The sequence below is a fragment of the Rufibacter sediminis genome, from assembly GCF_014269285.1.
Classification (GTDB): domain Bacteria; phylum Bacteroidota; class Bacteroidia; order Cytophagales; family Hymenobacteraceae; genus Nibribacter; species Nibribacter sediminis.
The window spans coordinates 48,196-59,662 of record NZ_JACOAF010000026.1; the positions used below are offsets into that span (position 1 = coordinate 48,196).

9 protein-coding genes and 1 other RNA gene are annotated in these 11,467 nt (G+C 54.0%); 8 read left to right on the forward strand and 2 right to left on the reverse strand.

All coding sequences use genetic code 11. The annotated features are described in order from the left end of the window. Positions 1-42 precede the first annotated feature (42 nt). Complete coding sequence (locus H7U12_RS11120) at positions 43-288, reverse strand: beta/alpha barrel domain-containing protein (RefSeq protein WP_241749311.1); 246 nt, start codon at positions 286-288, stop codon at positions 43-45. 4 nt (positions 289-292) lie between these two features. On the opposite strand from H7U12_RS11120, the gene H7U12_RS11125 reads away from it, so the two are divergent. Continuing rightward, a complete protein-coding gene (locus H7U12_RS11125) occupies positions 293-520 on the forward strand; it encodes a Smr/MutS family protein (protein ID WP_186637703.1) in 228 nt (75 codons plus the stop codon). 632 nt (positions 521-1,152) lie between these two features. Here the strand turns inward: H7U12_RS11125 and H7U12_RS11130 are convergent. Further along, positions 1,153-3,009: a pyruvate kinase gene (locus tag H7U12_RS11130; RefSeq protein WP_186637483.1), complete on the reverse strand. Its 1,857-nt coding sequence runs from the start codon at positions 3,007-3,009 to the stop codon at positions 1,153-1,155. A gap of 328 nt (positions 3,010-3,337) precedes the next feature. Between H7U12_RS11130 and rnpB the strand changes: the two genes are divergently transcribed. The 7 genes from rnpB to H7U12_RS11165 all read left to right on the forward strand — a co-directional run bounded on the left by rnpB (position 3,338) and on the right by H7U12_RS11165 (position 11,208). Then, positions 3,338-3,796, forward strand: an RNA gene (gene rnpB, locus H7U12_RS11135) — RNase P RNA component class A. A gap of 189 nt (positions 3,797-3,985) precedes the next feature. Further along, the gene (locus tag H7U12_RS11140; RefSeq protein ID WP_186637487.1) at positions 3,986-4,879 is read left to right on the forward strand and encodes a bestrophin family protein; all 894 of its coding nucleotides are present in this window, start codon (positions 3,986-3,988) and stop codon (positions 4,877-4,879) included. A 268-nt stretch (positions 4,880-5,147) separates the two neighbouring features. Then, a complete protein-coding gene (locus H7U12_RS11145; RefSeq protein WP_186637494.1) occupies positions 5,148-5,789 on the forward strand; it encodes an START domain-containing protein in 642 nt (213 codons plus the stop codon). Between the two features lie 336 nt (positions 5,790-6,125). Further along, positions 6,126-7,019: a prephenate dehydratase gene (locus H7U12_RS11150; RefSeq protein ID WP_186637497.1), complete on the forward strand. Its 894-nt coding sequence runs from the start codon at positions 6,126-6,128 to the stop codon at positions 7,017-7,019. Next, complete coding sequence (locus H7U12_RS11155) at positions 7,016-8,209, forward strand: pyridoxal phosphate-dependent aminotransferase (protein ID WP_186637512.1); 1,194 nt, start codon at positions 7,016-7,018, stop codon at positions 8,207-8,209. The genes H7U12_RS11150 and H7U12_RS11155 overlap by 4 nt, the downstream gene beginning before the upstream one ends. Further along, positions 8,206-9,309 carry a chorismate mutase gene (locus tag H7U12_RS11160; protein ID WP_186637514.1) on the forward strand — a complete coding sequence of 368 codons (1,104 nt, stop codon included), beginning with the start codon at positions 8,206-8,208 and terminating at the stop codon, positions 9,307-9,309. The genes H7U12_RS11155 and H7U12_RS11160 overlap by 4 nt, the downstream gene beginning before the upstream one ends. A gap of 1,011 nt (positions 9,310-10,320) precedes the next feature. After that, the gene (locus H7U12_RS11165; protein WP_186637530.1) at positions 10,321-11,208 is read left to right on the forward strand and encodes a phytanoyl-CoA dioxygenase family protein; all 888 of its coding nucleotides are present in this window, start codon (positions 10,321-10,323) and stop codon (positions 11,206-11,208) included. The last annotated feature ends 259 nt before the right edge of the window (positions 11,209-11,467 follow it).

Genomic DNA, 11,467 nt, shown 5'->3' on the forward strand with positions numbered 1-11,467 from the left:
AGCTTGGCCCGTTGAGTTTAGGAGCTGTTTTCTGAAAACTGCCTACAAAGAGAAGGAAAGGTTCTTCACCACGTGCAGCTTTTTCAGTTCCTCCACAAAGGCGGCGCAGGCCTTCTCCGGATGGCTCTGGCGCATGAACGTCTCGCCCATCAGAAAGCCTTCAAAACCGTGTTGGCGCAACTCCAGAATACTGGCCGCCTCGCTCAACCCGCTCTCTGACACCTTTACGAACTCGTTGGGGATAAACGGCGCCAGCTCTATGGAGGTGTGGATGTCTAAGGACCCCAAGCAGATGAGCAATTCTGAGATCCTGCGGCACCAGCTGGGCGTTTTCCAGGACAACCTGGACCGGGCGGTGGCGGCCAACATGCACGAGATCATCTTCATCCACGGCACCGGCAACGGCGTCCTGAAAAAGGAAATCCAGAAGGTCCTCAGCCGGAACCCGCACATCAAGTTCTATGAGGATGCCCGTAAAGAGAAGTTCGGCTACGGCGCCACCAAGGTGCAGCTGAAGTAAGTTGCTTCTGCTGCGTTGGCGGTAATGAACATATTGCGAGAAGCGTTTCAGGGCCAGTTTTGTGAAAACAGCCCTGAAACGCTTCTCTTTTTGTGCAGCAAGTTATGACAAGGAGCTACGGGTTTGTGGTTCGCCCACAAGGTCCTTTCAGGATGACAATAGAGGGATAAAGGTGGAGTTGCTTTCAATAGAGTGACTTTCCATGCACGAACGCAGGTTGTGATTATCACAGCTTTTGAACCCACCCCTTCCCCCTCCGAGGAGGGGAGTTTTGCCTAACGTGAGCACCTTCCTCCGAGTTAGGGCCGTTACGTTCACAAAATATTCCTGGTTCAAGTTTCCAACTTGGACCAGGAATGAGCTGAAGTTTGCAACTTCAGTGAGCCGTGAGGCTCAAACTGTGTAGTAACTGCAATGCCTTCACAAAGGAACCAAAACATTGAAAGAGAACATAACATCCCTATTCCCTTGAGTAGCAAGGGGTGGGCAATTCTATGCAAACAGATCATTACAAAACATTAGTGGCAGCTTTGATTAACTAGCTGTTCATACAATCTCACTCTTCTCCAGTCTATCAACCGCTCTTTCTTCCGCTCTCATTCAATCTCGCAATCATCCAATCACACTCTGCCTTACTCATGTCCCAGCTTGCCGTCCAGGTCAGAAACGCGGAGCATCCGGAGGAGGGATGTTTTCTTGTATTGGTGTTCCTGCATCCGTTTGAGGATGTCATCTAGGAAGGACAGGGATTTGAGGATGTAAGGGCCTTTGTTCAGCATGACGCAGTCGGCGCGCTGGGCCATGGCGGCGTCGGTGATCTCGGCGCGGGACGGGCGGCCTTTCTTGGTGAGTTTCTCCAGCACCTGCGTGGCCCAGACCACCGGCAGATGGGCGGCTTCCGCGATCCAGAGAATTTCTTCCTGCACTTCGGCCAGCCGCTGCCAGCCCAGTTCCACGGCCAGATCGCCCCGCGCGATCATGATGCCCGCGGGATGTTTCCGCAGCAGGGTAAGCAGCAGCAGCGGCAGATTGCGGAAGGCGGCCTTCGTCTCTATTTTCAGCATGATCCCGATGTGCCCGGCCTGGTGCTCTTCCAGCACTTGCTGCAGCTCCTCCACCATCTCGGGATGGTTCACGAAGGAAAGATTCACCACATCGGCGTGTTTCACCACGAAGGCCAGGTCTTCACGGTCTTTGTAAGTGAGTTTGTGCAGCTGCAGATCGCTCTCGGGGAGGTTGATGCCTTTGTCGGGGCGGAGTTTGCTGCCGTCTTCATCGGCGGCGGTGATCTTTACGCGCAGGAAATCGGGCGAGACTTCCTCAATGACGCCTTCAATCTCGCCATCGTCAAACAGGATGGGCTCCCCGGCCTTCACCCGGCTGAACACCTCGGGCAAGGTGCAGGAGATATGGGCGGGCTTCACCTGGTTTCCTTCCTCGTCATACTGGCCGGGCTCCCCGGGAATGGGCGGGCGGTTCACTCTCAGCTCCTGCCCGGTTTTCAGGTTCAGGGGTTTCACCATGGCCGGCAAATTGCCCAGCACTTCGCGGTGCACCTCGCCCGTGGGCAGCACCAGTTGCAGTTCTGTGCCGCTGCTCACGTACGCCGACTGCCGCAGGTGCACCAGGACGCCCTTGCCAATCCGCTCCAGATGGGTAAAGGTGCGTTTTCGGCGGCGGGTATCTTTAAAGGTGATGATTGTTTGTTGGGTAGCGTGGGTTAACCAGGCAGACGAGACCCGTAAGGTAGCCTGCACCCGTTCCGGCGCGGGTACGCCTTTGGGGGCCAGCCATACCTTGGCCGGAGCCACCACCTCGCCCAGTTCGTCAATCTGCGGATGAATGGCCACTACTTTGGGGCCGGGTTTCAGGGAACCGGTGCGGAGCTTGGGGCCCATGAGATCGAACAGAATGATGCAGCGGCGGCCTACCTCCTGCTCGGCTTTTCGGATCTGGGCCACCATTTTCTCCCAGACGCGGGCATTGTCATGGGCACAGTTGATACGGGCGCAGTTCATGCCTCCTTTGAGCAGATCGCGCACTAGCTCATAATCCTCCACCATGTCGGCGGAAAAAGTGATCATGATCCGGGCTTCTCTCTCAGGGGCGGGCTCCCCCAGCAGTGCGGTGATATGGGACTTCAGGTTGGTGCCGCCGGATGGCAAAGGAGAAATCTGGGGTTTGGTGTTGGTAAGATAGGCCAGCTGCAGGCGTAACTGGTTCAGGACGGCCATCAAGGTGGCCTGCACGTGGCTTTCGGCCTGCCCCAGCGAAGAGAGCCCCATACGCGACAGTTCCGTCTGTAGCGACCTGATGTCATGGCTCCGGAATGCCAGGTAATGCAGCAGATTTCTACTGCCTTCTTTAAACGCGGGATGCACCTGCTCCAACTGGGGGGCATATTCCCGCTCCAGCGCCTCGGCCTCTTGCAGCAAGGCTTCTAGCTGGCTGATCAGGTGGTGCAGGGTGCTTTCCGTCAGGTTTTCCATAAGGTTGGTCTGTTTCAATGTTTCCGTCACCGGCCCGGCCTCTGTTTACCAGTTTCTGTTCTTGTACAAGGCAGGTAGATTGCAGCACGAGCAGGCGCTTTCTTTCCTTACGGTTTCTCTCTTAAATGGCTCTCCCTGTTCTTGCCACCGGTGAACTTTTGCAGAGGAGAACTTTTGGTTTAGCGGCATTTTCAGGAAAACGGGCTTAAAACGGAAGGACGAAGTTTTCACGCTTTGCTGTTTTACGCCTCTTTTTGGGAAAACAGCCGCTAAACGTAGGGTAGGCAGTAACTCAGTTTCGGGGAGAAAGCGCTATCTTTGCAGGAAATCAGTGAGCCGGCTTATCGCTGCGCCTTCGGGCGGGGAGGAAAGTCCGGGCAACGCAGAGCATCCTGCTTCCTAACGGGAAGGCACCTGGCGGGCGACGGCCAGGTGACAGCCAGTGCCACAGAAAAGTACCGCCCAGTTTAGTTGTTGGTCATTAGTTTTTAGTTGTCAGTTTTTCTGATAACCAACAACTATCAACTGATAACTAGTATTGGGTAAGGGTGAAAAGGTGCGGTAAGAGCGCACCAGCGGCTAGGCGACTAGTCCGGCTGGGTAAACCTCAGGAGTTGAAAGACCAAATAGGCTGACAGCGCCTCGCCTTCGGGCGGAGCTAAGGACTGCTCGTCCGATGTCAGTGGGTAGGTTGATGGAGCCCCTCCGTGAGGACGGGCCTAGATAAATGATAAGCCATCTGCCATCTGGCGGAGGACAAAACCCGGCTTACAGGCTCATTGATTTTTTTATTTTCCGCTGTCCTTCCTCCTCTTCTTTTCTTCCTGTTTTCTAAAAGAAACCTGTAAAACGGGCAAAAAAACTTTACGTGGTGCGTATATAGGCATCGGTCTCCCCTTTTTGCGGGAGCAGGCGGCGCAGCTTACTTCTGAAGAGCGGCGCAACTGAACGCATCTATCCACCAGAAGTACTTGCCATGCTTATACACTCCAGAATCCCGCTTCGCTACGTCTTCAAAAAGTTGAAAGAAGATGCGTTGGTGATCATATTGATCGGGTTAGCGGTCCATTACATCTCCGCGTATTACATCAACAGAATCCCGCAGATGCCCAGCAACATCCCCGCTTTTCTGGGTACGGCCATCTCGGTGCTGCTGTCTTTCAAAATGAGCCAGTCGTATGACCGATGGTGGGAAGCCCGGAAAGTGTGGGGCGCCATTGTGAACGATTCCCGGAGCTTTGTGCTTCAGCTTCAATCATTTGTCAAGGAAAGCACCAACCCTATGGTGAAAACGCTGGCCTACCGCCAGATGGCCTGGTGCTACTCGCTGGGCCAGACGCTGCGGGGGTTAGATCCCTTGGAGGGTTTGGAGGCTTTTCTGCCCGCCAGCGAACTCCAGCACCTGGCTACCCACAAAAACAAACCGCTGGCCATCATCCAACTGAATGCGCAGGATATCAAAAACCTCATCCGGCGGGAGGAGCTGGATGCTTACCGGCACGTGCAGCTAGACGCCACGCTGGTACGGCTAGTGGAATCCATGGGCAAGGCCGAACGGATCAACGGAACCGTTTTCCCGGTCACGTACCGGGTGTTCCTGCATTTTGCCATTTACCTGTTTGTGATCACGCTTTCCTTCTCCCTGAGCGAGATACCGCTGATCTTTGAGTTGCCCCTGCTGGTGGTTCTTTCGTCGGTGTTCTTTCTGCTGGAGAAAACGGCTTACCACCTGCAAGACCCCTTCCGGAACCGGCCCAGCGACACCTCGGTGACCGCTATCGCCAGAACCATTGAAATCAACCTCAGACAATTGCTCAACGAAACAGACCTCCCGCAGCCCGTTCAGCCGAATGGTTTTTATATACTGTAAATCCCTGTTCTTCCGTCGTGTGTTTTGATGATAATTAAGTCGAGGTCAAAAGCTGGAGCCCAGGCGTTTTAAGAGTGTTTTCCTGATTTTACTCGTAAAACGGATTATGAGGAGAAGCACCTCGGCCAAGGAAAACGGCGGATAATTGATGTAATAATATCCAGCACTCGGCTTGTTTTGCTTAAAAGAGAATCCGCATTGGGCAATAAAAAGGCTGAGGGGAGGTTTTTGTTGGGAGATGGCGAGAGGTGAGTTGAAATAGAAGTTAATGAAACGCATAAAGTTATTGGCAGTTCTGGTGGTCTTGTGGGGCCTGGTCATGGCACCGGCATTGGCCCAGGGAAAATGGGAACTGCAGAAAAACGAAGACGGCATTGAAGTGTACACCCGTAAGGTGAAAGACACGCAGTTCAAGGAAATACGGGTAGTCTGTGATCTGCCGGGCACGCCCAACGACCTCTTTTCCCTCCTGAAAGACGTAGAGCACCATTCTGACTGGGTGTACCTGAACCGGAAAACCAAGCTGATCAAGCGCAAAAGCGAGCACCGGCTCCTCTACTACACCGAGGCAGACATGCCCTGGCCCCTGACCGACAGAGACATGGTGGTGGAAGCGGTTTTCATGCCGGCATACAAGCCGAACGTAGCTCGGGTGGAAGTAAAGAGCGTGACGAGTATAGTCTCCGAAAAGCCGGGGTTTGTCAGGATACCGTATTCCTTGGCCGTGTGGGACATCAGCCCCGTTTCAGGAGGCAGGACGAAGATAGACTATACCTTCAGGGTGAATCCGGGCGGCGCTATCCCGGCCTGGATGGTGAATGCCACCGTGGCCATCGGGCCGGTGAAAACCTTCCAGAACCTGAGAAATGCCTTGACGCAAAGGCAGAAGGAGCCTTCTTTAACTCCATAGCCCCTCCTGCTGTTTTAGCGCTGTTTTCCTGAAAAGAGCCTTAAAACCGGAAAAACTACTTACAAACTACTAACAACTGTTTGCTTATACCGTAAAATCCTCAAACTAACAAGTGTTTTATTAAGAATTTTAAACATTTTCAGTTAAAAGATTTGGATGAGAAAATCTGACCGTGTATGTTTGAGCATCTTTACAGCAAGACAATGATTCAGCGCAATTCTTACTTTTACGGTTTTTACTTTTTTGGACCTCAACCGGGGCTCAACAGGTAAGACTTTGCGTTAAGAAAACAATAAGAAACCTTAGAGCCCCGCCAAAAGCGGGGCTTTTTTCATTATGACCAGAGCCTTAAAAATCGCCATCCAGGGAGGCCCCGCCTCTTTCCATGAAACTGCCGCCAAAGAACTGTTCCCGGCGTCTACCATCAGCACGCTTTCCTGCGCCTCCTTCCCCGAGCTGTGCGAAGCCTTGCAGTCGGGCCTGGTAGACTTTGCGGTCATGGCCGTACAGAATTCCCTGGCGGGCCCGCTGTTGCCCAACTACGGCATGATGGACCAGTACAAACTTTCTGTGCTGGCAGAGCGGTGGCTGCTGTTAGATCAAACCCTGATGGCCTTACCCGGCCAGAAAATGGAAGACATTCAGGAAATCTGGTCCCACCCCATTGCCCTGCTGCAGTGCTGTGATTACCTCAACAGCCAGCCCCAGGTCAGCACCAAAGAAACCTCTGATACCGCAGACACCGCCCGGATGATCAAGGAAGGCCAGATCTCGGGCGTGGCGGCCATCGCCAGCCGCAAAGCTGCTGAGTTGTACGGCCTGGAGGTGCTGAATTCCAACGTGGCCAATGACACAGAGAACTACACCCGCTTTGTGGTGCTCTCCCGCGAGAAACAAACCAATACCGCCAACAAAGCTACGCTGCTCCTGCCCTATCCGGTGGTGAAATTCTCCTTAGAGAACCTGCTGGGGCAACTAAACCAGGGCACGCTGGAATTAACCATGCTGCAGCCGCTGCCGTCGGTGAACCCCGGCCAACCCCAGGAGTGGGTGCTGGAACTGGAAGGCAACAAAGCTTCCTGCATTACGCAGGCGCTGGCCGCCCTCTCCTCGGTGGCGCCTTCTTACAAGGTGCTGGGCCTGTATCCCAAAGCTGAGGCACCGCTTCCGCAGGATCGGCAGGCAGGTTGTCTGTCTCCTATTCTCACCGAACAAACTGAACTGGTATGATTATCTCCAGCGCCCAACGATTAGAGCACGTGCAGGAGTACTACTTCTCCCGCAAGCTGGCCGAAGTTCGGGCCTTAAACGCCCAGGGCCGCAACATCATCAACCTGGGCATCGGGGACCCCGACATGCCCCCTTCCGAGGAAACCATAAATGCGTTGGTTTCCACCAGCCGCCAGCCGGGGGTGCACGGCTATCAGCCGTACAACTCCATTGCGCCGCTTCGTCAGGCCATTGCCAAATGGTACCAGCGCACCTACGCCGTGGAGCTGGACCCCGACCAGGAGATTCTTCCCCTGATGGGCTCTAAGGAAGGTATTTTCCACGTGTCCATGGCGTTCCTGAACCCCGGCGACAAAGTGCTGGTGCCTAACCCCGGCTATCCGGCCTACGCCGCGGCCGCGAAACTGGTGGGCGCTGAACCAGTCTACTATACCCTGAAGGAGGAAAATGGCTGGCTCCCTGATTTTCAGGAACTGGAAAACCTGCTGCAAACCGGAGACGTGAAGCTGATGTGGGTGAACTATCCGCACATGCCCACCGGAACCCAGGCCACCGCGGAGGTGCTGCAGAAACTGGTGCAACTGGCCCTTACCCACAAGTTTCTGCTGGCCAATGACAACCCCTACAGCCTGGTGCTTCCCCACGGGAAACCGCTTAGCTTGCTCGCGCTGCCGCAGGCCAAAGAGTGCTGCCTGGAGTTTAACTCGCTCAGCAAATCCCACAACATGGCGGGTTGGCGCGTGGGCATGGTCTTGGGCCGCCAGGATTACCTGCAATGCGTGCTGCGCGTGAAAAGCAACTTGGACTCGGGTATGTTTCTGCCGGTGCAGCACGCCGCCATCCAGGCGCTGTCTAATTCAGATGATTGGCACGAGGCCCGCAACGCCGTTTATGCCCAACGAAGACAGAAAGTGTATGAACTGCTGGAGCTCCTGGGGTGTTCCTACCAAGAGAATGCGGTGGGCATGTTTGTCTGGGCAAAAGTACCGCAGCAGGTCACCGATGTGGAGGCCTACTTAGACGAAATACTCTACGAAGCGGGGGTTTTCCTGACCCCCGGTAAAATATTCGGAACCCAAGGCGAGCGTTACTTAAGAATTTCCCTCTGCCTCCCCGAAGACAAGATTGAAGAAGCAACAAACAGAATCTCAAAACATTTAACCTCGGCCAAAACCGAAATCTCCTTATGAGTACGAAGCATTTAAACCTGGCGCCTAAAACCATTTTCAAACGCGCAGACGGACAACCCTTGATCATTGCTGGTCCTTGCAGCGCTGAAAGTGAAGAACAAATGTTGGCCACGGCCCGCGGGTTGCAAGCGGTACCGGAAGTAACTATTTTCCGGGCCGGTATCTGGAAACCCCGTACGCGTCCGGGTGCTTTCGAGGGCATTGGCAAAGTGGGCTTGAAATGGCTGAAAACCGTGAAAGAGGAAACCGGCCTACTCACCGCCTGCGAGGTGGCCACCGCTGAGCACGTGAACGACGCCCTGAAACAAGGCGTGGATGTGCTGTGGGTGGGAGCCCGTACCACCGTGAACCCGTTCTCAGTGCAGGAAATTGCCGATGCGCTGGAAGGCGTGGACGTACCGGTGCTGGTGAAAAACCCGGTAAACCCCGATCTGCAACTTTGGCTGGGTGCCCTGGAGCGCCTGAACCGCGCCGGCATCACCGATCTGGCCGCCATCCACCGGGGCTTCTCCTCATTTGACAGCCGTCCGTACCGGAACCACCCCAAATGGAACATGGCGTACGAGTTCAAGAAACTGCTGCCCGAGATTCCGTTGATCTGTGACCCCAGCCACATTGCCGGGAAACGCTCGCTGTTGCAGCAGATCAGCCAGGAGGCCCTGAACCTGCAGGCAGACGGCCTCATGATTGAAACCCACTGCAACCCAGACGTAGCCCTGAGCGATGCCGCCCAGCAGGTAACCCCCGAAGGCTTGAGAGACCTGTTGGCTTCTTTGGTAGTGGAACGCGTTACCTCCTCCGTCACCCAAAACGAAGAAGAACTGAGCGAACTTCGCAACCTGATTGACTACCTGGACAACGAGTTGATCAACGTGCTGGCGCGTCGTTCATCGGTGGCCAAGCAGATTGGTATCCTCAAAAAAGAAAACAAAATGAACCTGCTGCAAACCGGCCGTTGGGAGCAGGTGATGGAGCACCGCCTGAAAGCCGCCGCCCGCGAAGGACTGGAGGAGGTATTCGTGAAAGCCATTTTCCAGGAAATTCACCAGCATTCCCTGCACGTGCAGGCCGCTGCCGAAACCACCAAAGTAGCCTTGTAACCCTCTCCTGATATTGGGCCGTTTTCCTGAGAAGGGCCTCAAAACACACCCCAGATAACCCCGGCCCTTCAGGTCGGGGTTATCTGTTTTTGCCTATGTGAACAAATGATCTTTCTGCGTGTGTCCACTAAGATCAAACCTCTCCCCTCAGCACTTTCGAATATGGCACACCTAGATATGGCACAACTTAAACATTGCTTCCGCTGATGAGTGAATCTTTAAGAGACACAGTCATTTCAATAGTAACTCGCTTATTTCTAAACCATTTATTGGAAAAAACATCGAAAACAAATCATACCCCATTCGGCTACATTCTATTCTAAAGGAAAGGAAAAGCAGAACGAGGTGAGGAATTGACGTAGTGCGTTTCAGAAGCCTGATGTAGTAATGTTGTAGCATCATGCCACCTTCCAACCAGCGGTGAAGAGTACCTTTGATTAAAGAAAAAGTAAATTGCTTTCTACCATTAGGCTGACTTCAATTGACCACGACCAACCAGACTTAGCTTTGAAGAAGCGATGATCTTGAAATAAATTTCCTGAATCTGTTTAGTATGGAACAAGATTAGGAAAACATGAATAGAGAACCTTCGCCCTTGCATGAATAGAGAACCTTCGCCCTTGCATGAATAGAGAACCTTCGCCCTTGTTGGTGTTCTCACCAACAAGCAAGACACAGGTGCCTTTCAGTTAGCAGGTGAAAACTTAAGCTTTAAAGAAACAGATTACAAGAGTAGTATAAATAGGATTATAGGATTAGGTAAAAAGAAGGCTCCTCTTGGGAGCTTTCTTTTTTGCAGGTGGTTTTAAGCCTGTTTTCAGAAAACGAGCTTAAAACGGGAAAGGCCTTCTAACCCTACACTCGGGCAGATTTAACGCTACGTTCACCCGAACGTTTTTCCCCGGCAAGCACCAGTTGGGCATTCCTTGCCTCCAAAACAAAACCCCTCGCCTGTCGTTTTAACTAGTCACGGCAACAGCCGGAGTTTGTACACGAAAAGAGGAAAGAGCGATGAACTACAGCGGGAATGAACAGACAGGCCAGGTTACTGGCGCGGCACCGGAGCAGAGGATAACATCGGGGCAGCCCACCTATGACATTGCCCAGATCATGGGCGGCATTTACGGCGAAGGCATCATCGGGTTGAAAGGCGCTTTTAGCCGCGACTGGGCGCATCAACTTCACCAGGACATTCTGGCGCTGTACGCGGAGGCGCTGCAGCGACCCGGTGGAGCGGTGGGCCGAGGCCCCAAACGGCATTACGTAGAGATTCACCCCGAAAACATCAGAGTCTTTCTGGAGCTGGTCACGCACCCGTGGGTGACCACCGTGTGCGAGGCCGTGCTGGGACCCGACTATAAGATTGTGGAGATCGGGTTTGACGTGCCCAATCCGGGGGCCATGAACCAGCCCTGGCACCGGGACTTCCCCGCGCCCGAAGAAACCCTGCGGGGCCGGCGCATCAACTCGCTGGCTTTCAACCTCACTACCGTGGATGTGCAGGAAGACATGGGGCCTTTTGAGATTGCGCCCGGCACTCAGTGGGATTATCCGGAAGGCTTTGAGCACGGCATGTTTCCGCCGAAGTCAGCTTACGCCCGCTACGAAGAGCGGGCGCAGCGCAAGATGCCGCAGATGGGCGACATCTCGGCGCGCTCGGCACTCACCATCCACCGGGGCACGGCCAACCACTCAGACAAAGCCCGTCCGGCGCTGGTGCTGGGCGTGGATGCGCCGGGTGGCATCAATGCCGAACGCCACGACCTGCAGATTTCACGGGCCTTTTATGAAAAACTGCCCCAAAACGTCCGGCAGCACCTCACCTACCGGCTGGTGGATTCGCTGGAACCCATCGTGCAGGCGCACACCATTGAGGGGCTTATCATGGGCGAAGCGTAGGCATTTGCTTGATTCCTCCAGCCAGGGCTATCGTTCTTCCAACGGAACGGTAGCCCTTGTTTTTTCCTGCAAGGGTAGCGGATCAGAACATAACATCGGCATAATGGCCCCTAGAAAGAGCATCCGTTTTCAGCTCCTTTCTGGAAAAACAGGACTAAAACGGGAGATAGCCTTTGATAGAGAACAAACCCTTTTTTTCGCGGCAAACGAAAAACAATCTCTTATAAAGAAGCGGGAACCAGTTCACGTTTTAACGCCA